The sequence below is a fragment of the Streptomyces cupreus genome, from assembly GCF_014257025.1.
Taxonomy (GTDB): domain Bacteria; phylum Actinomycetota; class Actinomycetes; order Streptomycetales; family Streptomycetaceae; genus Streptomyces; species Streptomyces cupreus.
The window spans coordinates 34665-59621 of sequence record NZ_JACMSF010000016.1; the positions used below are offsets into that span (position 1 = coordinate 34665).

The window sequence follows — 24957 nt, forward strand, 5'->3', positions numbered from 1 at the left end:
CGGGTGAGCAGCGGGTGAGGAACCGGTGAGCCTGTACGGGTCCGTGTCGGCACATGCGCGGAGCGTGGCCGGAAGCCATCGCCTCGCGGCGCTGATACCCTGGTAGCCCGTGGACCGGTGGGAGAAAAACCCCCGAACCGCAGCGACGGCGACTCCGGAATCCCCGGTGTGAACGCCGCACCGCACCCCAGACCGCGACCACGGGAGCCCCCCTTTGGCCATGCCGCCCGCTGCTTTTCGAAACAGCACAGCCACGACGACCAAGCACATCTTCGTCACCGGGGGTGTCGCCTCCTCGCTCGGCAAGGGCCTCACCGCCTCCAGCCTCGGCATGCTGCTCAAGGCGCGGGGACTGCGCGTCGTGATGCAGAAGCTCGACCCGTATCTGAACGTCGACCCGGGGACGATGAACCCCTTCCAGCACGGTGAGGTGTTCGTCACCAACGACGGCGCCGAGACGGACCTGGACATTGGACACTACGAGCGCTTCCTCGACCGTGACTTGGACGGCTCCGCCAATGTCACTACAGGACAGGTCTACTCGACGGTGATCGCCAAGGAGCGGCGCGGCGAGTACCTGGGCGACACCGTGCAGGTCATCCCGCACATCACCAACGAGATCAAGCACCGCATCCGCCGCATGGCGACGGACGAGGTCGATGTCGTCATCACGGAGGTCGGCGGCACGGTCGGCGACATCGAGTCGCTGCCGTTCCTGGAGACCGTCCGCCAGGTCCGGCACGAGGTCGGCCGGGACAACGTCTTCGTCGTTCACATTTCCCTCCTGCCGTACATCGGCCCCTCGGGAGAGCTGAAGACGAAGCCGACCCAGCACTCGGTTGCGGCTCTGCGCAACATCGGTATCCAGCCGGACGCGATCGTGCTGCGCTGCGACCGCGAGGTGCCGACCGCGATCAAGCGCAAGATCTCGCTGATGTGCGACGTCGACGAGGCCGCCGTGGTCGCCTGCCCCGACGCCCGCTCGATCTACGACATCCCGAAGACCGTGCACGGCGAGGGCCTGGACGCCTACGTCGTCCGCAAGCTGGACCTGCCGTTCCGCGACGTGGACTGGACGACCTGGGACGATCTGCTCGACCGCGTCCACAACCCCGACCACGAGATCACCCTCGCCCTGGTCGGCAAGTACATCGACCTGCCCGACGCCTATCTGTCGGTCACCGAGGCGCTGCGCGCGGGCGGCTTCGCCAACAAGGCCCGTGTGAAGATCAAGTGGGTCACCTCCGACGACTGCAAGACCCCGGCCGGCGCCAAGGCGCAGCTGTCCGACGTCGACGGCATCTGCATCCCGGGCGGCTTCGGCGACCGCGGGGTGCTCGGCAAGGTCGGCGCGATCCGTTACGGCCGCGAGAACAGGATCCCGCTGCTCGGCCTGTGCCTGGGCCTGCAGTGCATCGTGATCGAGGCGGCCCGCAACCTCGCCGACATCTCCGACGCCAACTCCACCGAGTTCGACCCCGCCACCGGCCACCCGGTCATCTCCACGATGGCCGAGCAGCTCGACATCGTCGCCGGCGAGGGCGACATGGGCGGCACGATGCGCCTGGGCATGTATCCGGCCAAGCTGGCCGAGGGCTCCATCGTGCGTGAGGTCTACGACGGCAAGGAGTACGTCGAGGAGCGGCACCGCCACCGCTACGAGGTCAACAACGCCTACCGCGCGGAGCTGGAGAAGAAGGCGGGCATCCTGTTCTCCGGTACGTCGCCGGACGGCAAGCTCGTCGAGTACGTCGAGTACCCCCGGGACGTCCACCCTTATCTGGTGGCAACGCAGGCTCACCCTGAGCTGCGCTCGCGTCCGACCCGCCCCCACCCGCTGTTCGCGGGCCTGGTGAAGGCGGCTGTCGAGCGCAAGACGGGCAAGTGACACGAGGGTTGTACGGTGACCGGGGTGCGAGCGTTCAGTGCGCGCGCACCCCGGTGCTTTTTTGCGCACGCGGCTTCTGAACGTCTGGAAGGGCACGGCATGACGATCAAGGACACCCCGCAGGAGTGGGAGATCCGGGCGACGGACACCCCCTTCGTGGGCAACAAGACCTCCGTCCGCACGGACGACGTGGTCATGCCCGACGGCAGTGTGGTCCGCCGCGACTACCAGGTCCACCCGGGCTCGGTCGCCGTCCTCGCCATCGACGACGAGGACCGCGTGCTGCTCATCAAGCAGTACCGGCACCCCGTACGGCACAAGCTGTGGGAGATCCCGGCCGGACTGCTCGACATCCCCGGCGAGAACCCGCTGCACGCCGCCCAGCGTGAGCTGTACGAGGAGGCGCACGTCAAGGCCGAGGACTGGCGGGTGCTGACCGACGTCTACACCACGGCAGGCGGCTGCGACGAGGCCGTACGGATCTTCCTCGCCCGTGATCTGTCCGAGGCCGACGGCGAGCGCTTCGAGGTCGAGGACGAGGAGGCCGACCTGGAGCACGCACGCGTGCCGCTCGCGCAACTGGTCCGGGGGGTGCTCGCGGGGGAGCTGCACAACAACTGCCTGGTGGTGGGCGTGCTCTCGCTGGTCGCCGCCCGGGCGGGGAACGGCCTGGAGGCGCTGCGTCCGGCGGAGGCGCCTTGGCCTGCGCGGCCGTTCGTAGCTTGAGCACGCGGCCCGTCCGGGTCTAGGAGGACAGAACGGAGACCCCCGGTCGGATGATCCGATCGGGGGACTTTTCCGTTGCGCTCCGACCGGATGGTCGCAGTGCGTGAACTAGGCTGCCCACTGCCCGTAGCCGATAGCGACAGGCTTGCAGTTCGGGAGCACCGATGGCTTCGATGTCCAGACCGCATCCAGCACCCGCGAAGGGTGCAGAGGCGATGGGCCGCGCCCCGCAGCTCGGGCCTTTCAGCCCGGCGGTCATCACACCGTCAACATCCCGAAAAACCGGGTCCACCGGCAGCGGCCGGAGTTGTGCCTGCAGGACTCGAGTGTGTGCTCAGCCAGCATACGGATCGCTGGGGACTTGTGTGGTGCTCTTGCCACAAGTCGCGCTCGGTGGAAAGGGAGTATGACGTTGGCGGATCAGGCGGTCGCGTCGGACGAGCGGGCGGCAGACGTGGAGCGTGGCATTCAGTTCCTTGGCCGGACACGGGAGTTGAAGGAGCTGCTCGCCGACATCGAGCGGGCGGGCCTGGACACCCTCTCCGGGAAGAAGGCACCCCGCGCGCGCGTGCTGCTCATCGCGGGCCGCCCCGGTTCCGGCCGCACCGCCCTCGCCGAGGAACTCGTACGACAGGTCGCTGACCGTTACGGCGACGGCGTGCTGCGCGCCCGGCTCAGCGAGCCCGACGGCACCCCCGTCCCCGTAGAGTCCGTCGCCCGCGATCTGCTCACCGCCCTGGACCTGCCGACCCCCGCCGGTGCTGCCGAGGACGACCTCACCGCGGCGCTGCGCGAGGCCCTCACAGGCCGAAAGGTCCTGCTGCTGCTCGACGACGCGGCCACCGCCGAACAGGTCGACGCCCTGCTCCCGGACTCCCCGGACGGCCTGGTCGTCGCCGTCTCCGCCGGGCCGCTGACCGGGATCGCGGACGTCCGCCCCTGCACGCTCGGCGGCCTCGACACCAAGTCGGCCGTGGAACTGCTGTCCCGGCATGCGGGATCGGTCCGGATCACCGTCGACCCGCGTGCCGCGGAGAGCCTCGTCGAGGAGTGCCAGGCGCAGCCCGCCGCGCTGATGCTGGCCGGCGGCTGGCTCGCCGCCCGCCCCAAGTCCGCGGTCGCCGACCTCGCCAAGCATCTGCACGCCGAGCTCGACGAGGACACCGCGGGTACCCCCCTCGCCCGGGTCTTCCGGCTCTCCTACGCCGCACTGCCCGCCCCGGCCGCCCGGATACTGCGACTGCTCAGCCTCGCCCCGGCCGGCCTGGCCGACCCGCACACCGCCTCGGCGCTGGCCGGCTGCTCGGTGAGCAGCGCCCGCACCACCCTCGACGACTTCGTCGCCCTCGGTCTGCTGCGCGCCGTGGACTCGCCGCTGCCCCAGTACGAGGTCCCCGGCTGTCTGCACCCCCTGCTCAAGGCGCTCACCGAGACCGAGGACCGCGCCGCCGAGCTCCAGCTGGCCCGCGCCCGCATGCTGGAGCGGACCGTGCGGCTGCTCCAGTCGTGCCGGGCGATCACCGAGACCGACAGCCCGCAGGCGCGCGAGAAGCTCCTCGGCATGCCCCGCTCGCTGCGTTTCCCCAGCCCCCGGGCGGCGGCCGACTGGCTGAGCGCCCGCAGACCCGCACTGCTCGCCGCGGCCCGGCTCGCCGTCGCCGACGGGGATCTCGACACCCTGGCCCGGCGGCTGATGTCCCAGCTGGTACGGGCCATGGTCGCCCACTTCGGCACCCAGGCCGCGGCCGGTGACCTCTACGGCATCCACGGATTGGTGCTGGACGTGGCCGAGCGCCGGAACCTGCCCCGCGAGCGGGCCGCCGCCCTGCTGAACCTCGGCGACCTCGACGCCAGGACCGGGCGGACCCGGGAGGCGCTGGCGCGGTACCGGGCCGCGCTGGACGCCGGACGCGAGGCGAACGACCCGTATGCGACCGGCCGCGCGATGGAATCCGTAGGCGGCGCCCATCTGGAGCTCGGGGACTACGACCGGGCCGCCGACTGGTTCGGCCGGGCGCTCGCCCAGCGTCTGGCCCGGGACGAGCGCGTCGACGCGGCCCGGCTGTACGGCCGGATCGGCGCAGCGCACACCTTCGCGGGCCGTTACGGCGAGGCGCAGCGCAACTGGCGGGCCGCGGTCGCCGGGCACCGCAAGAGCGGCGATGTCGCGGCCCACGCACGGGCGTTGAGCGAGCTGGCCCGGGTCCAGGAGTACGCGGGCCGGCCCGAGGAGTCGCTGCGCACCTGCCAGGAGGCGGTGGACTGGGCGCGGCGCGCCGAGGACGTACGGCTCCAGGCGGCGCTGCATGTGCGGCTGGCCGACACCTTGGAGCATCTCGGGGACTCCGCCGCGGCTCGACTGCACCGCGGGGCGGCCGAGCGCATGCTGGGTGAGGAGCTCCCGGAGGGGGAGCCAGAGCCGGATCAGGGCGCTACAAGCAGCTAACGCCTGCGAAATCCGTAGTACATCCGCTGGAGATTAGTGCAATGAAAGGCTGGACAGCGGGAACACCTTCATTAGACTGGCTCTGCCGCACCTTCTCCTGCGGTGTCTCCCGGTGTGCCCGTGCATGCCCGGGTATGTCTTGTAATGCCCCACACCCTCTGAGCCAAGGACCGTGATCGACGTGAAGGTCGGCATCCCCCGCGAGGTCAAGAACAACGAGTTCCGGGTGGCCATCACCCCCGCCGGTGTGCACGAGCTGGTGCGCAACGGCCACCAGGTCGTCATCGAGCGTGGCGCCGGCGCCGGCTCCTCGATCCCTGATGTCGAGTACGTGGCCGCCGGCGCCCAGATCCTGGACACCGCCGACGAGGTGTGGGCCACCGCTGACCTGCTGCTGAAGGTCAAGGAGCCCATCGCCGAGGAGTACCACCGCCTCCGCAAGGACCAGACGCTCTTCACCTACCTGCACCTGGCGGCCTCCAAGGAGTGCACGGACGCCCTGATCGAGTCCGGCACCACCGCCATCGCCTACGAGACGGTCGAGCTGCCCTCCCGCGCGCTGCCGCTGCTCGCCCCGATGTCCGAGGTCGCGGGCCGGCTGGCCCCGCAGGTCGGCGCCTACCACCTGATGCGCTCGGCCGGCGGCCGCGGTGTCCTGCCCGGTGGTGTCCCCGGCACCCAGCCCGCCAAGGCCGTCGTCATCGGCGGCGGTGTCTCCGGCTGGAACGCCACCCAGATCGCCGTCGGCATGGGCTTCCACGTCACGCTGCTCGACCGTGACATCAACAAGCTGCGCGAGGCCGACAAGGTCTTCGGCACCAAGGTCCGGGCGATCATGTCGAACGCCTTCGAGCTGGAGAAGGCCGTCCTCGAAGCCGACCTCGTCATCGGCGCGGTGCTGATCCCGGGCGCCAAGGCCCCGAAGCTGGTCACCAACGAGCTCGTGGCGCGTATGAAGCCCGGAAGTGTCCTTGTCGACATCGCGATCGACCAGGGCGGCTGCTTCGAGGACTCGCGTCCCACCACGCACGCCGAGCCGACCTTCAAGGTCCACGACTCGGTCTTCTACTGCGTCGCCAACATGCCGGGTGCGGTGCCCAACACCTCCACCTACGCGCTCACCAACGCGACGCTGCCGTACATCGTCTCGCTCGCCAACAACGGCTGGGTGGAGGCGCTGCGCCGCGACCCGGCGCTCGCCAAGGGCCTCAACACCCATGACGGCAAGGTCGTTTACCGCGAGGTCGCCGAGGCGCACGGCCTGGAGCACGTGGAGCTGGAGACGCTGCTCGGCTGAGCCCTTCGACATCTGCGAAGACACCGGCGTACGGCTAAGTCACCTTTTCGTAAAGGCGATACGTCAACACGCCTCGTCAACGTCGCCCACCTGGCCGGACCTTGCCCGACAAGGTCCGGCCGGATGTGTGTATGGTCACTTTGCGACGCTAGGTCAACTCGCCTCGAACGTAACTCTTCGACCGATTCGCACACCGGTGAAACCTACCGTGCGACGGCCGTACGCCCTTGACAGAGGGATGTTTCATTGCCGACACATCCTGCCGGGTCCGGCGGATTGTGTTGCTGCGGACCGCCGACACGCCATAGAGTCGCCAACCGTCGGCATGGTGCCACGCTGACCTTGTCTAGAAGTTTCCTGGTCCCCAAGGAGGTAAGACGACTTGTGAATGAGTCGACATTTTCTCCCGGGGGTGGTCAACCAGGAAGCCCTGCGCGGGGCCAGGCTCCCGCGGGGTTCGAGGCTGTCGGCTCCGTCGCGGTGCGCACCTTCGCAGCCCACCAGAGTCACCAGATGACAGGGACGACTCTGTCAGCACACCAGAGCATGGATGGCCATCACGTGAACGCCATGGCCGGCGACGGAAGTGGCGCGCCCCACAACCACTTCGCCGACTACGACGAACTGCCCGAGGGGCACTTCTACGATCCCGACGCGGAGTACGAGCCCGACCCCGAGTACGCGGCTACGCTCGCGCCCGACGCTGCCCGCCAGCGTCGCGAGCGCGTCGGCCCGACCGGACGGCCGCTGCCGTACTTCCCGATCCCGGGGCCGCTGACCGATCACGGTCCGGCGAAGATCATCGCGATGTGCAACCAGAAGGGCGGCGTCGGCAAGACGACGTCGACCATCAACCTGGGTGCCGCGCTCGCGGAGTACGGACGCCGGGTCCTGCTCGTGGACTTCGACCCGCAGGGCGCGCTGTCGGTCGGACTCGGTGTCAACCCGATGGAGCTCGACCTCACCGTCTACAACCTGCTCATGGAGCGGGGCATGTCGGCCGACGAGGTCCTGCTGAAGACCGCGGTCCCCAACATGGACCTGCTGCCGAGCAATATCGACTTGTCGGCGGCGGAGGTCCAGCTGGTCTCCGAGGTCGCGCGGGAGTCGACACTCCAGCGCGCCCTGAAGCCGCTCATGGCCGACTACGACTACATCGTGATCGACTGTCAGCCCTCGCTCGGCCTGCTCACGGTCAACGCCCTGACAGCCGCGCACAAGGTGATCGTGCCGCTGGAGTGCGAGTTCTTCGCGCTGCGTGGTGTGGCCCTGCTGACGGAGACCATCGAGAAGGTCCAGGAACGGCTCAACCCGGACCTGGAACTCGACGGGATCCTCGCCACGATGTACGACTCGCGCACCGTGCACAGCCGTGAGGTGCTCGCGCGTGTCGTCGAGGCGTTCGACGACCACGTCTACCACACGGTGATCGGGCGCACGGTCCGCTTCCCGGAGACCACGGTCGCCGGTGAGCCGATCACCACGTACGCCTCCAACTCCGTCGGTGCCGCCGCCTATCGCCAGCTCGCCAGGGAGGTGCTCGCCCGGTGTCACGCCGAGTGAGTCTGCCGGGGGCCGACGAACTGTTCCGTACGACAGGGGGGATGGCGCTCCAGGCGTCCACTCCCCGGCGAGGGGCCAACGGCGAGGCCCGGGTCCCCGCTCCCGCGGGGGAGAGTGACGGCGCCGCCGCGGAGGACGCCCCGCAGTCGGTGCCCGCACAGGGCGGCGAGGGCGCGGAGCATGTTGCGGCGGACGCGGAACCGGCGGAGTCCGGGGAGTCCCGCAGCCGGGGCGCCGCCGCGGAGCGGTCCGCGCGGCGGCAGCCGGCGCAGGACGGTTCTGGCGACGCCTCGGGCTCGGCGCCGCGCAACAAGCGCGGACGGGCCGCCGCGCGGCGGCCCAGCGGGCGTGAGCGGCACGACGAGAAGATCACCGTGTACGTCTCGGCCGAGGAGCTGATGGATCTGGAGCACGCCCGTCTGGTGCTCCGGGGTGAGCACGGTCTCGCCGTGGACCGCGGGCGGATCGTCCGTGAGGCGGTGGCGGTGGTGCTCGCGGATCTGGAGTCCCGCGGGGACGCCAGCATCCTCGTACGTCGGCTTCGTGGGCGGTAGCGGTAGCCTGCGGGGGCTATGACCTCGAACGACGTTCCCGTCCCCGGCGCCGGAGCCTCCGGCGGTCGGCGGCGTGCGTTGGGGATGGGCCCGGGGTCCGCTTCGGTGGCCGAGGTCGAGGTTCCGGCTGAGGTCGAGACACTGGTCGAGGTCGAGGTCGAGGCGCTGGTCGAGGTCGAGGCACCGGTTGAGGAGCCGCCCGCCGCAGAGCCGCAAGAAGATTCCGACGACGGAGTCTTCAAGGTCCGCCTCGCCAACTTCGAGGGGCCCTTCGATCTGCTGCTCCAGCTGATCTCCAAGCACAAGCTGGACGTCACCGAGGTCGCGCTGTCCAAGGTGACCGATGAGTTCATGGCGTACATCCGGGCCATGGGGCCGGACTGGGACCTGGACGAGACGACCGAGTTCCTCGTGGTCGCCGCGACCCTGCTGGATCTCAAGGCGGCCCGGCTGCTGCCCGCCGCCGAGGTCGAGGACGAGGCCGATCTCGCCCTGCTCGAAGCCCGCGACCTGCTCTTCGCGCGCCTGCTCCAGTACCGCGCGTACAAGCAGATCGCCGACATCTTCAACCGCCGCCTCGACGAGGAGGCCCGGCGCTACCCCCGTACCGTCGGACTCGAACCGCACCACGCCGAGCTGCTGCCCGAGGTGGTCATCACCATCGGTCCTGAAGGGTTCGCCAGGCTCGCCGTGAAGGCGATGCAGCCCAAGCCCAAGCCGCAGGTGTACGTCGACCACATCCACGCCCCGCTGGTCAGCGTGCAGGAGCAGGCCCAGATCGTGGTGGCGCGGCTGAAGGAGCTCGGCGAGGCCAGCTTCCGTGCGCTCGTCGAGGACACCGACGACACCCTCACCGTCGTGGCGCGGTTCCTGGCGCTGCTGGAGCTGTACCGGGAGAAGGCCGTGGCCCTCGACCAGGAGGCCGCGCTCGGGGAGCTGATCGTGCGGTGGACCGGCGGGGAGGGTGACTCCCAGCCGATGGTGACCGACGAGTTCGACCGGCCGCCCGAGCCGCCGAAGGAGGAGAAGAAGTGAGCGAGGAGATCAGCGAGCTGCCCGCCGGGCTGCGCTCCACGGCCGACCTCGAACTCAAGCCGGCCCTGGAGGCCGTCCTCATGGTCGTGGACGAGCCCGCGACCGAGGAGCACCTCGCCAAGATCCTCCAGCGGCCCAGGCGGCAGATCGCGGACGCGCTGCGCGAGCTGGCCGACGAGTACACCGTCCAGGGCCGCGGATTCGAGCTCCGGCTGATCGCGGGCGGCTGGCGCTTCTACTCGCGGCCCGAGTACGCGCCGGCCGTCGAGGGCTTCGTGCTGGACGGCCAGCAGGCCCGGCTGACCCAGGCCGCGCTGGAGACCCTCGCGGTGGTGGCGTACCGGCAGCCGGTCAGCCGCAGCCGGGTCTCGGCGGTGCGCGGAGTGAACTGCGACGGTGTCATGCGCACCCTTCTCCAGCGGGGTCTGGTCGAGGAGGCGGGCACGGAACCCGAAACAGGTGCGATCCTGTACAGGACGACGAACTACTTCCTGGAGCGGATGGGCCTGCGCGGCCTGGACGAGCTCCCGGAGCTCGCGCCCTTCCTCCCGGAGGCGGAGGCGATCGAGGCCGAGACCCAGGAAGCCGTACCGTCGTTCGATCCGGACGCTCCGGATTCCGAGGACGCAGACGACAAGACGACGGAACTTTGATGCGAAGCAGCGGCAGCGGCAAGAGTGGCGGCACCGGCGGACGCGGTAACTACCGCGGTGCCGGCAACAACCGGGACCAGAAGCAGGGCGGCCAGGGCCGGCCCCGCAAGCCCCGCCCGGAGGAGCGCCGCTACGACGTCGGCCCCGGCGCCTCCCCGGACGGCCCGAAGTCCGGGCGCGGCGGAGCGGCGCGCGGTGGCGCCAAGGGCGGGCCGAAGAAGGCCCAGCCGCAGGGCGGGCGTACGGCACCGGCCCGCTCCCGCGAGTACGAGACGCGTACCGAGGAGCGCAACCGCGACCGGTACGCGGGCAAGAAGGACATCAAGCTGCCCAAGACCTTCCCGGGCGCCGAGCAGGAGGGCGAGCGGCTGCAGAAGGTCCTCGCGCGCGCGGGCTACGGCTCCCGCCGGGCCTGCGAGGAGCTGATCGAGCAGGCGCGGGTCGAGGTCAACGGCGAGATCGTGCTGGAGCAGGGCAAGCGCGTCGACCCGGAGAAGGACGAGGTCAAGGTCGACGGCCTGACGGTCGCGACGCAGTCGTACCAGTTCTTCTCGCTGAACAAGCCCGCCGGTGTCGTCTCCACCATGGAGGACCCCGAGGGGCGCCAGTGCCTCGGTGACTACGTCACCAACCGGGAGACGCGGCTCTTCCACGTCGGGCGGCTCGACACCGAGACCGAGGGCGTCATCCTGCTCACCAACCACGGCGAGCTCGCGCACCGGCTGACCCACCCCAAGTACGGCGTGAAGAAGACCTACCTCGCGGCCATCGTCGGCCCGATCCCGCGCGACCTGGGCAAGCGCCTGAAGGACGGCATCCAGCTGGACGACGGCTACGCGCGCGCGGACCACTTCCGGGTCGTCGAGCAGACCGGCAAGAACTACCTCGTCGAGGTCACCCTGCACGAGGGCCGCAAGCACATCGTGCGCCGGATGCTGGCCGAGGCGGGCTTCCCCGTCGAGAAGCTGGTGCGCACCTCCTTCGGGCCGATCACGCTCGGCGACCAGAAGTCGGGCTGGCTGCGCCGCCTGTCGAACACCGAGGTCGGCATGCTGATGAAGGAAGTCGACCTGTAGACCGTCGGCACCGATGCCTTTTCGCTCTCTCGCCGGTCTGTACTCATGACCGGCGAGAGGAAGGGCCATGGTGGCGACGACGGACCGCGAGGATTTCGTTCGGCTGACGGACCCGTACCGGCGGGAGCTGCTCGCGCACTGCTACCGGATGCTGGGCTCGGCCGACGAGGCCGAGGACCTGGTGCAGGAGACATATCTGCGGGCCTGGCGGTCCTACGACGGCTACGAGGGCCGCGCGTCCCTGCGGACCTGGCTGCACAGGATCGCCACCAACACGTGTCTGACGGCGCTGGAGGGCCGCGCGCGACGTCCGCTGCCAGCTGGGCTCGGTGAGCCCTCCCAGGCGCCTGAGGAGCCGCTGAGGGCCCCCGCGACGGACGTTCCCTGGCTCCAGCCGCTGCCCGACTCGCTCGTCGACCCGGCGTCGGTCGTGGCCGCCCGGGGCAGTCTGCGGCTCGCGCTGGTCGCCGCGCTCCAGCATCTGCCCGCACGCCAGCGCGCGGTGCTCATCCTGCGGGACGTGCTGGCCTGGCGGGCGCCGGAGGTCGCCTCGCTGCTCGGGACCTCGACGGCGGCCGTGAAGAGCAGCCTGCAACGCGCGCGTGCCCGGCTGGACGAGGTGGCGCCCGAGGAGGACCTCGTGACGGAGCCGTCCGGCGCCGCCGACCGCGAGGTGCTCGACCGGTATGTGGCCGCCTTCGAGAACGCCGACATGGACGCCCTGCTGGCCCTGTTGCGGGACGGCGTGGAGCTGGAGATGCCGCCGTACCTGGAGTGGTTCCGCGGCGCCAAGGAGGTGCACCGCTTCCTGGTGGCGCGCGTGCACGAGAAGGGCACCCTGCGGATGCTGCCCACGCGCGCGAACGGGCAGCCGGCGGTCGCGATGTACGTGCGCGGGGCGGACGGCGTACTGCGGGCGCACTCCTTGCAGGTGCTCACCGTCGAGGAGGGCGCGGTCGGCCGTATCACCGCCTTCCTGGACAGCGACGTGTTCGGCCGGTTCGGGCTGCCCGGGGTGCTGGGATGAACCCCGGGGAGCTGCTGGAGCGGTCGCTCGCCTACGCCCTGGGGAGCGTGGCCGGGGTGCCGGCGGACAGCCTCGCGCGGGGCACGCCGTGCGCCGAGTGGGACCTGGCGGAACTGCTCGGGCATCTGGACGACTCCCTGGACGCGCTGTACGAGGGGCTGACCGGCGGGCGGATCGGCCTGGTCCCGAGGGACGACCGCGCGTGCCGCTTCCGTACGCGCGCGTGCGCGGTGCTGGGTGCGTGGGCCGCGGGGCCGCCGGACCGGGTGCGCGTCGGTGAACGGCCGCTGGACGTACGGGTGCTGGCCGCCGTGGGCGCCGTCGAGATCGCCGTGCACGGCTGGGACGTGGCCCAGGCCAGCGGACGGCCCCGGCCCGTCCCGGCCGCCCTCGCCGCCGAGCTGCTGCCGGTCGCGCGGTGCGTGGTGGTGGGGGAGGACCGGGGGGTGCGGTTCGCCGCGCCGCTCGCCGTGCCGGAGGGCGCGCGGCCGGACGCCCGGCTGCTGGCATTCCTCGGGCGGCGCGATTCCTTTCCGGGGTGAGCCGGGTCTGCCTTCCGTGAGTGACCTCAAGAACTCACGGAAGGCACGGAAATGACCGAGACCCTCAAGGCCCCCCTGAGTACCTCGCTCCCCGACAGGGCGTCACCACCGCGCGCGTGGACGGTGATCCTCGCCGGGCTCGGCGCGCTGCTGTGCTCCCTCGACGTGGTCGTCGTCGCCACCGCGCTGCCCGCCCTGCGCGCCGACTTCGGGGCGAGCCTGTCCGAGCTGGAATGGACGATCAACGCCTACAACCTGGCCTTCGCCTGTCTCACCCTGACCGGCGCCGCACTCGGCGACCGGTTCGGACGGCGGCGCATGTACGTCGTCGGGCTTGCCGTGTTCACCCTCGCCTCCGCCGCCGCGGCCCTCGCGGGCAGCTCGGGCCAGCTCATCGGTGCGCGCCTGGTGCAGGGCGCCGGGGCCGCCGTACTGCTGCCGCTCACCCTGACCCTCATCAGCGAGGCCTTCCCGGCGGAGAAGCGGGGCGTGGCGATCGGGGTGTGGGGCGGGGTGACCGGACTCGGTGTGGCGGCCGGGCCGGTGCTGGGCGGGGCCGTGACCGAGGGCCTCTCCTGGCAGTGGATCTTCTGGCTGAACGTGCCGATCGGGCTCGCGATGCTGCCCTTCGCCGCCAGGAAACTCCACGAGAGCTACGGGACACGGCCCCAACTCGACATCGTCGGTCTGGTGTTGGCGGCCATCGGGCTCACCGGGCTCGCCTGGGCGCCGGTGCGGGCGCCGGAGGTGGGCTGGGGGAGCGCCGAGGTGCTGACCGCGCTGGCCGTCGGGATCGTCTTCACGGCCGCCTTCCTGGACTGGGAGCGCCGGGGCGCCCGGCATCCGATGCTCCCGCTCGGGCACTTCCGCAGGCGTGGCTTCTCCACCGCCAACGCGGCGGCCTTCCTGCTCTTCGCCTCCCTGCTCGGCTCGCTCTTCATGATCACGCAGCTGTTCCAGTTCGGGCTCGGCTACTCGCCCCTGGAGGCGGGCCTGCGGATCCTCGTCTGGAACGCGATGCCGCTCCTGGTCGCGCCGATCGCGGGCGCGCTCGCGGACCGGTACGGCACCCGGCCGTTCATGCTCGGCGGCCTCGCCCTCCAGGGCCTGGGCCTCGGCCTGCTGGCCTGGCAGGTCGAACCCGGCGTCGGCTACGGCAGCCTCGTCGTCCCGCTGATCATCGCAGGCATCGGCATCTCCATGGTGTTCCCGAGCGTCGCCAACGCCGTGACCTCCTCGGTGCCGTTGACCGAGGCGGGCGTCGCGGCCGGCGTCAACAACGCCCTGCGCGAACTCGGCGGCGTCTTCGGCGTCGCGGCCGCCGCGGCGGTCTTCACGACCTACGGCGGGTACGCCTCCCCGGCCGACTTCCTGGACGGGGCCGCGCCCGCGCTGTGGGTCTCGGCGGGGCTCGCGGCGGTGGGGGCCGCGGTGTCGGTACTGGCGCCCTCGCGTCGGGCCTAGCCAGGGGTTGTCACTTCACGTCCGCCTCTTTATAGTCGTACTGACCATTAAGGAGGCGGATGTGGAGTACGACAAGCACGCCTACGAACCCTTCGCCGTGACCGTCGACCTGGCCGTCCTCACGCTCCGGGCCGGTGCCCTGCATGTGCTGCTCGTCGAGCGGGGGCAGGAGCCGTACGCCGGGAGCTGGGCGTTGCCCGGTGGCTTCGTGCAGCCGGACGAGTCCGCCGAGACGGCGGCCCGGCGTGAACTCGCCGAGGAGACCGCCCTGTCGGACGTCTCCGGGCTGCACCTGGAACAGCTGCGGACCTACAGCGAGCCCGACCGCGACCCCCGGATGCGGGTCGTCTCCGTCGCCTTCGCCGCCCTCCTTCCCGACGCGCCCGAGGTGCACGGCGGCAGCGACGCGGCCCAGGCGCGCTGGGTGCCGTACGACGAGGCCGGGCCGCTCGCCTTCGACCACGACCGGATCCTGGCCGACGCGCATGAACGCGTCGGCGCCAAGCTGGAGTACACCTGCCTGGCCACCGCCTTCTGCCCGCCAGAGTTCACCCTCGGCGAGCTCCAGCAGGTCTACGAGGCCGTGTGGGGCACCGCCCTCGACCGGCCCAACTTCCGGCGCAAGGTGCTCGCCACGCCGGGCTTCGTCGAGCCCGTTCCCGGAGCCTCCCGACTCACCGGCGGCCGCGGCAAACCGGCCGCGCTGTACCGCGCGGGCGCTGCCACCGCCCTCCACCCTCCGCTGCTCCGGCCGACCCCGGAAGGACACTCCGCATGACGAAGCGCGCCGCCACTGGATCCCTGCTGGGCCTCGCCCTCGGGGACGCGCTCGGCTTCCCGACCGAGTTCAACGATGTGCCGTCGATCCTCGCCAAGTGCGGACCGTGGCGGGAGATGGAACTGCCGACGCCGGCGATCGTCAGCGACGACACCCAGATGACGCTGGCGCTGGGCAAGGGGCTGCGGACGGCCATGGACCGGGGTGTGCTCGCGCCCAAGCGGCTGGAGCGGCCGGTACGGGAGGAGTTCGTCGACTGGTACCAGTCGCCGGAGAACAACCGCGCACCGGGCCGGACCTGCCTCGTCGCCTGCAACCTTCTGAAGACCGAGGGACGCCTCTGGCAGGACGCCAGCCAGATCGACTCCAAGGGCTGCGGCGCCAACATGCGCGTCGCCCCGATCGGGCTCGCGCCAGGGCTGAGCAACGAACAGCGCGCGGGCGCCGCCCAGTTGCAGTCCGCGCTCACCCACGGCCACCCCACGGCCCTCGCCGCCTCCGACCTCACCGCGCACGCCGTACGGCTGCTCGCACAGGGCGCCGAACCGACCGGACTCGTCGGCCTGCTGCGGTCGTACGCCTACGAGAACCGCTCCCGCTACCACCACACCTGGCTCGGCGATCTGTGGACCCGCAGCCAGGACCCGACCCCCGAGCACTTCATCGCGCGCGGCTGGGACGAGTGCCTGGGGGTGCTGGAGCGGCTGCAGGAGGCCGTGCGGGCGGGCTCGGCCGAGACCGACCCCTGCCTGGCCACCGGCGCAGGGTGGATCGCGGAGGAGGCGCTGGCGACCGGTCTGCTGTGCTTCCTGCTCTTCGTCGACGAGCCCGTGACGGCCCTCAGGCGGGCCGCCTGCTCCTCCGGCGACTCGGACTCCATCGCTTGCCTGACCGGCGCCTTCGCGGGGGCGTACCTGGGGGCCGATGCTTGGCCCCGCGCGTGGGCGGACCGGATCGAGTACCGGGGTGATCTGCTCACCCTCGGCGCGCTCTGGGACGCTTAGCGGATGACCGCCCTGGACATCGACCTCGCGACCGTCTCCGGCGCCCATCTGTACGGCTTTCCGTCCCGCGACTGGGACGTGGACCTGCGCGGTGTGCACCTGCGCAAGTTCGTCCGGCTGATGCTTCGGCGCAACGGCTATGCCCTGGAGCAGCTGCTCTCCCCGCTCGTCGTGCACACCACTGACGCGCACCGCGAGTTGGCCACGCTCGCCCCCGGCGTCGTCACCGGCCACCACGCCCACCACTACCGGGCCCGCCGCGGAGCGGCTGATGTCAACGTGCCATCACCCAGTGGCGGCTGTTCACCAAGACCAACGAACTCAAGCCGCTGCTCTACACCTTCCGGGCCCTGCTCACCGGCATCCACCTGATGCGCACCGGTGAGGTGCAGGCCCATCTGCCCACGCTGCTCGGGGAGGTGGCCGAGGCGCCCGGCTGTCTGCCCGAGCTGATCGCGGCGAAGGCGAAGGCGGAGCGGGAGCACGGGGCGGCCGAGGTCGACCACGCGCGCGTGGAGGCCGACGTCGAGCGGCTACACGTACTGCTGGACGAGGCGCAGTCGGCGTCAGCCCTGCCCGACGCGGCGACCGCCCACGACGCCCTGCACGACCTCGTCGTACGCATACGGCTGGAGGGCTGAGGTACGGCGGACGCGGACGAGGAAGTCCTCCACGCGCCGCCGGTCCGGCTCGGCGGGAAGCGGGCTGCGCTCGGTGGCCCGCTCCGCCTCCTCCGCCAGCCGGGTCATCCACGACTCGACCTCCGGCCATGGGACCTCGCCCCGCTTCACCGCGAGGAGCGGTGCGCGCCGGTCGCCGACGTCGATGGAGAGCTCGCCGGTGCGCAGCAGGTCACGGACGCTCATCAGCAGGCGCAGCAGATGCATCGCGTGCTTCCAGCGTGGGGCGCCGTGGTTGCGGACGTCCGCCTCCAGCTTCTTGCGCTGGCCGACGGCGTACCGCACGAACGTGACGTGGGCCTGGCGGGACAGGAACGCCCCGCGCAGGTCGAGCAGCTCGCGGCCCGTGTCGTCGGCGTACTCGACGAGCGGGGAGTGCAGACACTCCAGGATGTTGGGGTTCGCGCGCAGTGCCAGCTCGCAGAAGCGCTCCAGCTCCCAGCTGAACTGCTCCTCGGCCGGGCCCTCGACATGCGTCGGCGGCTTGTCGAAGTGCCAGAAGAGCGGAGTGGGGGCGAGGAACACGCCCCGCCGGTCGGTGTCGCTGCCGTCCGTCGCCAGACCGAAGGCGCGCGAACCCATCACACAGGCGTAGATCGTGTGGTCGCGTACCAGGGCCTCGGGGTGCATGACCCGGAGCGTACGCGGCGGCTCACGCCAGGCGGATCGAATTTCCCTCCACCGTGATCTCCTTCTCGGGCAGCGGCCGCGTCGCCGGCGGGCGGGCCACCGAACCGTCCGTGATGTTGAACCTGCTGCCGTGGCAGGTGCAGTTGATCGTGCCGTCCGAGACGGTGGCGACCGTGCACTGCTGATGGGTGCAGGTGCTGGAGAAGGCCTTGAACTCGCCGTCCTCCGGCTGGGTCACCACGACCTGCTCGTCCTTGAAGATCTTGCCGCCGCCGACCGGGATGTCGTCCGTCGTGGTCAGTTCCTCGCCGTCGGCGGTCTCCGTGGTCCCGGCGGTCTGTTCGGTGGAGGTGGAGCCGTCGCCGTTGTCGCCACAGCCCGCGACGAGTGCCGCCGCGCCCGTGGCGAGAAGGATCGTGCGCCGGTTCGGACGGATGGTCATGTCGTCACTCCGTGTGTGTGGAAGAACCAGGGGCGGAGGTCAGTCAGACCAGCAATCCTGGCACTGAAAGCACCGAAGGTTAAGCAACCCGGGAGGGAGTGCCGTAAAACGCCCCCATCTCAGCGGGCGGGCGTCGCGCACCGGTCCGGCGGGCGCTGACTAGGCTGGATGTGCACAGAGTCGATCCGTACAGCAGCAAGGGAGCCAAGCCGTGGCGGTACGAGCGGTCCGGGGCGCCGTCCAACTCGATGTGGACGAGGCCGGCCACATGGACGAGCGGGTCGGAGCCCTGCTCACCGCCGTCCTGGAGCGCAACGGCCTGACCACGGACGACCTGATCAGCATCTGGTTCACGGCCACGCCCGATCTGCACAGCGACTTCCCCGCGGCCGCCGCCCGCAAGCTCGGCATCGTCGACGTGCCCCTGATCTGCGCGCAGGAGCTGGACATCGAGGGCGCCATGCCCCGTGTGGTCCGGGTCCTCGCACACATCGAGTCCGACCTGCCCCGGGCCGAGGTAGCCCATGTCTACCTCGGCGCCGCGGCCGCCCTGCGCAAGGACATCGCCCAGTGAGAACCGCACTCGTCATCGGCACCGGCCTCATCGGTACGTCCGCGGCCCTCGCCCTCGTGAGCCGGGGCGTCGTCGTCCATCTCGCCGACCACGACCCCGAGCAGGCGCGTACGGCTGCCGCGCTCGGCGCCGGTACGGACGCGGCGCCCGAGGGCCCGGTGGACCTCGCGATCATCGCCGCGCCGCCCGCGCTCGTGGCCGGGGTGCTCGCCGACGCCATGCGGCGCGGTGTGGCCCGGGGCTACCTGGACGTGGCGAGCGTCAAGGGCGGTCCGCGGCGTGAGCTCCAGGCGCTGGGGCTCGACCTGTCCTCGTACATCGGTACCCACCCGATGTCGGGCCGTGAGAAGTCCGGTCCGCTGGCCGCCTCCGGTGACCTGTTCGAGGGCCGGCCCTGGGTGCTGACGCCGACCCGGGACACCGACACCGAGGTCCTGAACCTCGCCCTTGAGCTGGTCTCGCACTGCCGGGCCGTGCCGGTCGTCATGGACGCCGACGCCCACGACCGGGCGGTGGCGCTGGTCTCCCACATGCCGCATCTGGTGTCCAGCATGGTCGCCGCGCGTCTGGAGAACGCCGAGGAGGCGGCCGTACGGCTGTGCGGGCAGGGCATCCGGGATGTGACGCGGATCGCGGCCTCCGATCCCCGGATGTGGATCGACATCCTCTCCGCGAACCCGGGCCCCGTCGCCGATCTCCTCGCGGATGTCTCCGCGGACCTCGACGAGACGGTTCAGGCGCTGCGGGCGCTGCAGTCCTCGGACGAGGCCAAGCGCCGTGCGGGCATGGCCGGTATCGAGGACGTCCTGCGCCGTGGGAACGCCGGGCAGGTCCGGGTGCCGGGCAAGCACGGCTCCGCGCCGCGGGTCTACGAGGTCGTCGCGGTCCTGATCGACGACCAGCCGGGCCAGCTCGCCCGTATCTTCGCCGACGCGGGCCGGGCCGGGGTCAACATCGAGGACGTCCGCATCGAGCACGCGACGGGACAGCAGGCCGGTCTGGTCCAGCTGATGGTCGAGCCGAACGCGGTACCGGTGCTGACGGCGGCACTGCGGGAGCGGGGCTGGGCGATCCGGCAGTAGGAGCCGGGCGCTGAAGGGGCCGCAAGGCCTCGGCGTCCGGACGAGTGACGCGTACCCAGTAACCTTGTGCGGGGCACGATCGCGCCCCCTCACCCCTTCGCACCGCACCAGGAAGGTGTCTTCCCGTGGAAAACGGCGCCGCCCAGCCCGTGATTGTCGCCATCGACGGCCCCTCCGGCACGGGTAAGTCGAGCACGTCGAAGGCCGTCGCCGCGCAGCTCGGCCTGAGCTACCTCGACACCGGTGCGCAGTACCGGGCGATCACCTGGTGGATGGTGACCAACGGCATCGACGTCGACGATCCGCACGCCATCGCCGCCGTGGCCGGGAAGCCCGACATCGTCTCCGGTACCGACCCGGAGAAGCCGACGATCACCGTCGACGGCATCGACGTCGCCGCCCCGATCCGCACCCAGGAGGTCACCTCCCAGGTCAGCGCGGTCAGCGCGGTGCCCGAGGTGCGGGCCCGGATCACCGAGCTCCAGCGCTCGATCGCGGCCTCCGCCGAGGGCGGCATCGTCGTCGAGGGCCGGGACATCGGTACGACCGTCCTGCCCGACGCCGATCTGAAGATCTTCCTCACCGCCTCCCCGGAGGCGCGCGCCGCCCGCCGCAGCGGTGAGCTGAAGGGCTCCGACGTGCACGCCACCCGCGAGGCCCTGATCAAGCGGGACGCGGCCGACTCCAGCCGTAAGACCTCCCCGCTGGCCAAGGCCGGTGACGCGGTCGAGGTGGACACCACCGAGCTCACGCTCGCACAGGTCATCGAGTGCGTCGTGACCCTCGTCGAGGAGAAGCGGGCCGCGAAGTGACCGAGCTGCCTTCCGTACGGGGCGCCGAGGTCGGGCGGCGCATCGGCGTCGGCCTGATGTACGGGCTGTGGCGGCCGCGTGTGCTCGGCGCCTGGAAGGTGCCGGCCGACGGCCCTGCGATCCTCGCCGTCAACCACTCCCACAACATCGACGGCCCCATGGTCATGGGCGTGGCGCCCCGGCCGACGCACTTCCTGATCAAGAAGGAAGCGTTCATCGGCCCGCTCGACCCCTTCCTGACCCGCATCGGCCAGCTGAAGGTGGACCGCGCGACCACCGACCGCACCGCCATCACCCGGGCGCTGGGCGTCCTGGAGCACGGGGGCGTCCTCGGGATATTCCCGGAGGGCACCCGCGGCGAGGGCGACTTCGCGTCCCTGCGCGCCGGACTCGCCTACTTCGCCGTGCGCAGCGGAGCGCCGATCGTCCCGGTCGCCGTACTGGGAAGTTCCGAGCGGCCCGGCCGGTTGGTAAAGGCGCTGCCCCCGCTGCGCAGCCGCGTCGACGTCGTCTTCGGCGACCCCTTCGAGGCGGGCGACGGCAGCGGACGGCGCACCCGCACGGCGTTGGACGAGGCGACCGAGCGCATCCAGAAGCAGCTCACCGAGCACCTGGAAAACGCCAGGCGGCTCACCGGCCGCTAGGCGACACTTGAGTAGTGGATCACCCCAAAACGGATGATCCACCGATCACCACACTGAACGAGGTACGGACTTCATGAACGACCAGATCCACTCCGAGGGCTCGGGCGAGGCGCACGACCACGGAGCACTTGGCGACGCCGAGTACGCGGAGTTCATGGAGCTCGCCGCGGAAGAGGGCTTCGACCTGGAGGACGTCGAGGGCGCCATCGAGGCGGCGGGCCACGGTCCGCTGCCCGTGCTCGCCGTCGTCGGCCGCCCGAATGTCGGCAAGTCGACCCTCGTCAACCGCATCATCGGGCGCCGCGAGGCCGTCGTGGAGGACAAGCCCGGCGTCACCCGTGACCGCGTGACCTACGAGGCCGAGTGGGCGGGGCGGCGCTTCAAGGTCGTCGACACCGGCGGCTGGGAGCAGGACGTCCTCGGCATCGACGCCTCCGTGGCCGCCCAGGCCGAGTACGCCATCGAGGCCGCCGACGCCGTCGTCTTCGTCGTCGACGCCAAGGTCGGCGCCACCGACACCGACGAGGCGGTCGTGCGACTGCTGCGCAAGGCCGGCAAGCCCGTGGTGCTGTGCGCCAACAAGGTGGACGGACCGAGCGGCGAGGCGGACGCCGCGTATCTGTGGTCCCTCGGACTCGGTGAGCCGCACCCGGTCTCGGCTCTGCACGGCCGCGGCACCGGCGACATGCTGGACGCCGTCCTGGAGGTGCTGCCGGACGCCCCGGAGCAGACCTTCGGCACCGCGGTCGGCGGCCCCCGGCGCATCGCCCTCATCGGCCGCCCGAACGTCGGCAAGTCCTCGCTGCTGAACAAGGTGGCGGGCGAGGAGCGCGTCGTCGTCAACGAACTCGCGGGCACCACCCGTGACCCGGTCGACGAGCTGATCGAACTCGGCGGTGTCACCTGGAAGTTCGTCGACACGGCCGGCATCCGCAAGCGTGTCCACCTCCAGCAGGGCGCCGACTACTACGCCTCGCTGCGCACCGCGGCCGCCGTGGAGAAGGCCGAGGTGGCGGTCGTACTGATCGACGCCTCGGAGAACATCTCCGTGCAGGACCAGCGCATCGTGACGATGGCCGTCGAGGCCGGACGCGCGATGGTCCTTGCCTTCAACAAGTGGGACACCCTCGACGAGGAGCGCCGCTACTACCTGGAGCGGGAGATCGAGACCGAGCTCGGCCAGATCGCCTGGGCCCCCCGGGTCAACGTCTCGGCCCGCACCGGCCGTCACATGGAGAAGCTGGTCCCGGCGATCGAGGCGGCCCTCGCGGGCTGGGAGACCCGTGTCCCGACCGGACGTCTCAACGCCTTCCTCGGCGAGCTGGTCGCCGCCCACCCGCACCCGATCCGGGGCGGCAAGCAGCCGCGCATCCTGTTCGGCACCCAGGCCGGCACCAAGCCGCCGCGGTTCGTGCTCTTCGCCTCCGGCTTCATCGAGGCGGGCTACCGCCGCTTCATCGAGCGCCGGCTGCGCGAGGAGTTCGGCTTTGAAGGCACCCCGATCCATATCTCGGTCCGGGTCCGCGAGAAGCGCGGCAAGAAGAAGTAAGTACGGCGACGAAGAGGGCGGCCCCCACAGGGGCCGCCCTCTTCGTCGTTCAGATGCCTCTGCGTGGAACGGGCTGCAGGGCCGGATGCGGTCCCGACCCCTGCGGCCCGATGTGTCCGACCCGCTGCCACTGCGACTGCCGGGCACTGTGCGCGCCCGCGCTGTAGGCGCTGTAGGAACTGCTGAAGGACCCCGGCCGGTGCCCGCCGTACGAGCCCGTACTGTGCGGGATGTTCCCGAAGGCGGTGAACCCCAGATCCTCCTCGCCGCTGCGGTCACCCGGCAGCGTACGGAAGGACTTGACGTACTCGGCGTAGAGCGCGTCGTAGATCGGCGTGGCCGATGGAGAAACATCGTATGCGTGCACGTATGTCCAAACGACCGGGCACTTCAAGGGATGCGGCTGGAGAACCAGCCCCCGCCCCTCAGGCGATTCAGGTCCCCGCAAGAGGCAGAGCAGACGCGACCAACTTCCCGTTGGCCGCGGCCTTGTCCAACGCGTCCCGCAGCAGATCCTCCCGGGGCTGCCGCCCGATGGACCCCACCGGCGCCGCGAACATCAGCACCTGCTGGTGCTTGTTGGCCGCCGCCCGCCACCCCTCGGTCACCTGGAGCGGCTGGTGCGCCTGCCACCAGGCCACCGGCTGACGGCCGTTGGTCCCCGGCTGGAGCACCGCGTGCAGCTGCCCCATGGCGAGCAGCACCGACCATCCGTGCAGCACGGGCGGCACCGACTCGATCGCCGTCACCGGCATGAACCCCTGCTCGATGAGGAGCGGCAGGAAGTCGTCGCCGAGGGCGGTGGACCCGGGCCGGACGATGGGCCCGGTCGGCTCCACGACCAGCGCCGGGTGCAACTCCCCGGCGATCAGGACGAGTCCGCTGGTGACCCCGAGGACCGCCTGCTCGGGTACGACCTTCTCCGGCTCCAGGTCGACCGTGTCGCCGGTGATGGAGCGCACCGCCCCCTGGAGCTGCTCCTCGGTGACCTGGACGACCTGCGAGGGCAGGCAGGTGGCGTGGGCGAAGGCGAGGACGGCGGTCTCGTCCCCGATGAACAGGACGGTGCTGGTGCGCTCCTGTTCGGAGTCGCCCGGGGTGCGACAGGACGTGCAGTCGTAACTGCCGGGGGCGTTCTCTCCGGCGAGCAGCCGGTCGGCTTCTTCGTCGCCGATCTCGGCACGTACCTCGTCGCTGACGTCGAGCATGCGCGGCACGGGTGGCTCCCTCGGGATGTGGTACATGGCGCGGCCGGGTGGCTCCCGGCCCGTGAACCGGGTGGGTCCCGGGCTCATGAAGAAGACAACGGGTGATCTGTGGTGGGAGTCACGCACCAGGGCGAACGGAATCGAACCATCCGTCGCGCAGGGTCACCTCGGGTGCGGAATCGAGTACTCCAGGTCAAGTCCTTGGTTCGTCAAGGTAGTTGGTTCCGTGAAGTGAGTCACAGATCGCCGAGGTGACTGGTCGACAAATCAGGAAATCAGCGAATGAAGTGGGTGGCTGGAAATCGCCGATACCCGCGGTAACGGTGAACTGGCCAGGAATGACGAGGAGTTGGTTGATAACGGGCAGTCACCCTCCCTACATTCCTCCGCCGTGTGCACAGAGCACCGCTCGGGTACGTCCGCCGGCCGCACCACAGCCAGTTCGCAGCACCAACCCCACCGGCGGACGGGGCGGAGCGCGGCCACCGCGACCCAGTGCGCGGAACGCGCCCCGGCTTGGGGGAGCCCGGGTCAGTCGGGAGGGAACTTCATGTCCGAATGTGCCGATACCACTCGCGACAACGCCCGTAAGACGCGTACGACGGCGGTCCTCGCCGGGGCCGCCCTGCTCGCCCCGCTCGGACTGCTGGCCGCGACCGGCAACGCCACCGCGGCGGACGGCGGAGTGTGGGACCGCATCGCCCAGTGCGAGAGCGGCGGCAACTGGCACATCAACACCGGCAACGGCTACTACGGAGGACTCCAGTTCTCCGCGAGCACCTGGCGCGCGTACGGCGGCACCGCCTACGCGTCGACCGCCGACCAGGCGAGCAAGGACCAGCAGATCGCCGTAGCCACCAAGGTCCAGCAGTCCCAGGGCTGGGGCGCCTGGCCCACGTGCTCGGCGCGCGCCGGGGCGTACGGCAGCGCACCCGCCGCCGGTTCGGCGACGACGAAGGCGGCCCCGACGCAGAAGACGCCGGAGCGTTCCTCGGGCCACACCGACCGCGGCTCGTCCCGCGGCGAGCACGTCGTCCGCCAGGGCGACACCCTCAGCGGCATCGCCGCCACGCACGGGACCACCTGGCAGCGGCTCTACGCCGCCAACAAGGCCGTCATCGGCGGTGATCCCGATGTGATCGTGCCCGGTCAGCGCCTCGACATCTGAGCGCGGCTCCCCCTCGCCGGGCACGGGGCCCCGCCCGTCGGTCCGCCGACCGGGTGGGGCCCCTCGGCGCACCGACGCGCCGGAACGGCCCCGCGCGCCGCGCTGCTTAGCGTGG

23 protein-coding genes and 2 pseudogenes are annotated in these 24957 nt (G+C 70.9%); 21 read left to right on the plus strand and 4 right to left on the minus strand.

Going from position 1 to position 24957, the window contains the following annotated elements; genetic code table 11:
- Positions 1 to 220: 220 nt before the first annotated feature.
- The 15 genes and pseudogenes from H4N64_RS16905 to H4N64_RS16975 all read left to right on the plus strand — a co-directional run bounded on the left by H4N64_RS16905 (position 221) and on the right by H4N64_RS16975 (position 16694).
- The gene (locus tag H4N64_RS16905; RefSeq protein WP_186283266.1) at positions 221 to 1888 is read left to right on the plus strand and encodes a CTP synthase; all 1668 of its coding nucleotides are present in this window, start codon (positions 221 to 223) and stop codon (positions 1886 to 1888) included.
- Between the two features lie 99 nt (positions 1889 to 1987).
- The gene (locus H4N64_RS16910; RefSeq protein ID WP_186283150.1) at positions 1988 to 2614 is read left to right on the plus strand and encodes an NUDIX domain-containing protein; all 627 of its coding nucleotides are present in this window, start codon (positions 1988 to 1990) and stop codon (positions 2612 to 2614) included.
- Positions 2615 to 3026: 412 nt separating this feature from the next.
- A pseudogene (locus H4N64_RS16915) lies at positions 3027 to 5097 on the plus strand (tetratricopeptide repeat protein).
- A 135-nt stretch (positions 5098 to 5232) separates the two neighbouring features.
- On the plus strand, positions 5233 to 6357 hold the full coding sequence (gene ald / locus H4N64_RS16920) for an alanine dehydrogenase (RefSeq protein ID WP_186283151.1): 1125 nt from the start codon (positions 5233 to 5235) through the stop codon (positions 6355 to 6357).
- Positions 6358 to 6741: 384 nt separating this feature from the next.
- Positions 6742 to 7920 (plus strand): AAA family ATPase, encoded by a 1179-nt coding sequence (locus H4N64_RS44415; protein WP_186283152.1) that lies wholly within the window; start codon positions 6742 to 6744, stop codon positions 7918 to 7920.
- Entirely contained in the window at positions 7905 to 8474 is a 570-nt protein-coding gene (locus tag H4N64_RS16930; protein WP_186283153.1) for a hypothetical protein, read from the plus strand. The genes H4N64_RS44415 and H4N64_RS16930 overlap by 16 nt, the downstream gene beginning before the upstream one ends.
- Positions 8475 to 8492: 18 nt before the next feature.
- Complete coding sequence (locus H4N64_RS16935; RefSeq protein WP_186283154.1) at positions 8493 to 9509, plus strand: segregation and condensation protein A; 1017 nt, start codon at positions 8493 to 8495, stop codon at positions 9507 to 9509.
- The gene (gene scpB, locus H4N64_RS16940; RefSeq protein WP_186283155.1) at positions 9506 to 10162 is read left to right on the plus strand and encodes an SMC-Scp complex subunit ScpB; all 657 of its coding nucleotides are present in this window, start codon (positions 9506 to 9508) and stop codon (positions 10160 to 10162) included. Before H4N64_RS16935 ends, scpB begins: the two co-directional genes overlap by 4 nt.
- Positions 10162 to 11238 carry a pseudouridine synthase gene (locus H4N64_RS16945; RefSeq protein WP_186283156.1) on the plus strand — a complete coding sequence of 359 codons (1077 nt, stop codon included), beginning with the start codon at positions 10162 to 10164 and terminating at the stop codon, positions 11236 to 11238. Before scpB ends, H4N64_RS16945 begins: the two co-directional genes overlap by 1 nt.
- Before the next feature lie 67 nt (positions 11239 to 11305).
- Positions 11306 to 12265, plus strand: a complete 960-nt coding sequence (locus H4N64_RS16950) for a sigma-70 family RNA polymerase sigma factor (protein ID WP_186283157.1) — start codon at positions 11306 to 11308, stop codon at positions 12263 to 12265.
- On the plus strand, positions 12262 to 12807 hold the full coding sequence (locus tag H4N64_RS16955; RefSeq protein ID WP_186283158.1) for a TIGR03086 family metal-binding protein: 546 nt from the start codon (positions 12262 to 12264) through the stop codon (positions 12805 to 12807). The genes H4N64_RS16950 and H4N64_RS16955 overlap by 4 nt, the downstream gene beginning before the upstream one ends.
- 51 nt (positions 12808 to 12858) lie before the next feature.
- Positions 12859 to 14271, plus strand: a complete 1413-nt coding sequence (locus tag H4N64_RS16960; RefSeq protein WP_186283159.1) for an MFS transporter — start codon at positions 12859 to 12861, stop codon at positions 14269 to 14271.
- Positions 14272 to 14332: 61 nt separating this feature from the next.
- The gene (locus H4N64_RS16965) at positions 14333 to 15049 is read left to right on the plus strand and encodes an NUDIX domain-containing protein (protein ID WP_186283160.1); all 717 of its coding nucleotides are present in this window, start codon (positions 14333 to 14335) and stop codon (positions 15047 to 15049) included.
- A complete protein-coding gene (locus H4N64_RS16970) occupies positions 15046 to 16053 on the plus strand; it encodes an ADP-ribosylglycohydrolase family protein (RefSeq protein WP_186283161.1) in 1008 nt (335 codons plus the stop codon). Before H4N64_RS16965 ends, H4N64_RS16970 begins: the two co-directional genes overlap by 4 nt.
- Before the next feature lie 3 nt (positions 16054 to 16056).
- A pseudogene (locus H4N64_RS16975) lies at positions 16057 to 16694 on the plus strand (nucleotidyltransferase domain-containing protein).
- On the opposite strand, the gene H4N64_RS16980 reads toward H4N64_RS16975, so the two are convergent.
- Positions 16620 to 17363 (minus strand): nucleotidyltransferase domain-containing protein, encoded by a 744-nt coding sequence (locus H4N64_RS16980; protein WP_186283162.1) that lies wholly within the window; start codon positions 17361 to 17363, stop codon positions 16620 to 16622. The pseudogene H4N64_RS16975 and the gene H4N64_RS16980 overlap by 75 nt on opposite strands.
- Before the next feature lie 22 nt (positions 17364 to 17385).
- Positions 17386 to 17805, minus strand: a complete 420-nt coding sequence (locus H4N64_RS16985; protein ID WP_186283163.1) for a Rieske (2Fe-2S) protein — start codon at positions 17803 to 17805, stop codon at positions 17386 to 17388.
- Between the two features lie 211 nt (positions 17806 to 18016).
- Between H4N64_RS16985 and aroH the strand changes: the two genes are divergently transcribed.
- The 5 genes from aroH to der all read left to right on the plus strand — a co-directional run bounded on the left by aroH (position 18017) and on the right by der (position 22466).
- Positions 18017 to 18379, plus strand: coding sequence for a chorismate mutase (aroH, locus tag H4N64_RS16990; protein WP_186283164.1), 363 nt, complete (start codon positions 18017 to 18019; stop codon positions 18377 to 18379).
- Complete coding sequence (locus H4N64_RS16995; RefSeq protein WP_186283165.1) at positions 18376 to 19461, plus strand: prephenate dehydrogenase; 1086 nt, start codon at positions 18376 to 18378, stop codon at positions 19459 to 19461. The genes aroH and H4N64_RS16995 overlap by 4 nt, the downstream gene beginning before the upstream one ends.
- 125 nt (positions 19462 to 19586) lie before the next feature.
- Positions 19587 to 20273, plus strand: a complete 687-nt coding sequence (gene cmk / locus H4N64_RS17000; RefSeq protein ID WP_186283166.1) for a (d)CMP kinase — start codon at positions 19587 to 19589, stop codon at positions 20271 to 20273.
- Positions 20270 to 20917 (plus strand): 1-acyl-sn-glycerol-3-phosphate acyltransferase, encoded by a 648-nt coding sequence (locus tag H4N64_RS17005; RefSeq protein WP_186283167.1) that lies wholly within the window; start codon positions 20270 to 20272, stop codon positions 20915 to 20917. Before cmk ends, H4N64_RS17005 begins: the two co-directional genes overlap by 4 nt.
- 73 nt (positions 20918 to 20990) lie before the next feature.
- Complete coding sequence (gene der, locus H4N64_RS17010) at positions 20991 to 22466, plus strand: ribosome biogenesis GTPase Der (RefSeq protein WP_186283168.1); 1476 nt, start codon at positions 20991 to 20993, stop codon at positions 22464 to 22466.
- Between the two features lie 49 nt (positions 22467 to 22515).
- On the opposite strand, the gene H4N64_RS17015 is transcribed toward der, so the two are convergent.
- Complete coding sequence (locus H4N64_RS17015) at positions 22516 to 22833, minus strand: hypothetical protein (protein ID WP_186283169.1); 318 nt, start codon at positions 22831 to 22833, stop codon at positions 22516 to 22518.
- Positions 22834 to 22900: 67 nt separating this feature from the next.
- Positions 22901 to 23683, minus strand: coding sequence for a hypothetical protein (locus H4N64_RS17020; RefSeq protein WP_186283171.1), 783 nt, complete (start codon positions 23681 to 23683; stop codon positions 22901 to 22903).
- A 541-nt stretch (positions 23684 to 24224) separates the two neighbouring features.
- On the opposite strand from H4N64_RS17020, the gene H4N64_RS17025 reads away from it, so the two are divergent.
- Positions 24225 to 24842: a LysM peptidoglycan-binding domain-containing protein gene (locus H4N64_RS17025; RefSeq protein WP_186283173.1), complete on the plus strand. Its 618-nt coding sequence runs from the start codon at positions 24225 to 24227 to the stop codon at positions 24840 to 24842.
- Positions 24843 to 24957 lie beyond the last annotated feature (115 nt).

Excerpts from the sequence above, each read along its gene's own strand:
- H4N64_RS16905 (WP_186283266.1), top strand. The coding sequence starts at position 221 with ATGCCGCCCGCTGCTTTTCGAAACAGCACAGCCACGACGACCAAGCAC.
- der (WP_186283168.1), top strand. The coding sequence starts at position 20,991 with ATGAACGACCAGATCCACTCCGAGGGCTCGGGCGAGGCGCACGACCAC.
- H4N64_RS16970 (WP_186283161.1), top strand. The coding sequence starts at position 15,046 with ATGACGAAGCGCGCCGCCACTGGATCCCTGCTGGGCCTCGCCCTCGGG.
- H4N64_RS16980 (WP_186283162.1), bottom strand. The coding sequence starts at position 17,363 with ATGCACCCCGAGGCCCTGGTACGCGACCACACGATCTACGCCTGTGTG.
- H4N64_RS16945 (WP_186283156.1), top strand. The coding sequence starts at position 10,162 with ATGCGAAGCAGCGGCAGCGGCAAGAGTGGCGGCACCGGCGGACGCGGT.
- H4N64_RS16950 (WP_186283157.1), top strand. The coding sequence starts at position 11,306 with ATGGTGGCGACGACGGACCGCGAGGATTTCGTTCGGCTGACGGACCCG.
- H4N64_RS16910 (WP_186283150.1), top strand. The coding sequence starts at position 1,988 with ATGACGATCAAGGACACCCCGCAGGAGTGGGAGATCCGGGCGACGGAC.
- H4N64_RS16935 (WP_186283154.1), top strand. The coding sequence starts at position 8,493 with ATGACCTCGAACGACGTTCCCGTCCCCGGCGCCGGAGCCTCCGGCGGT.
- H4N64_RS16955 (WP_186283158.1), top strand. The coding sequence starts at position 12,262 with ATGAACCCCGGGGAGCTGCTGGAGCGGTCGCTCGCCTACGCCCTGGGG.
- H4N64_RS16960 (WP_186283159.1), top strand. The coding sequence starts at position 12,859 with ATGACCGAGACCCTCAAGGCCCCCCTGAGTACCTCGCTCCCCGACAGG.
- H4N64_RS17025 (WP_186283173.1), top strand. The coding sequence starts at position 24,225 with ATGTCCGAATGTGCCGATACCACTCGCGACAACGCCCGTAAGACGCGT.
- H4N64_RS16985 (WP_186283163.1), bottom strand. The coding sequence starts at position 17,805 with ATGACCATCCGTCCGAACCGGCGCACGATCCTTCTCGCCACGGGCGCG.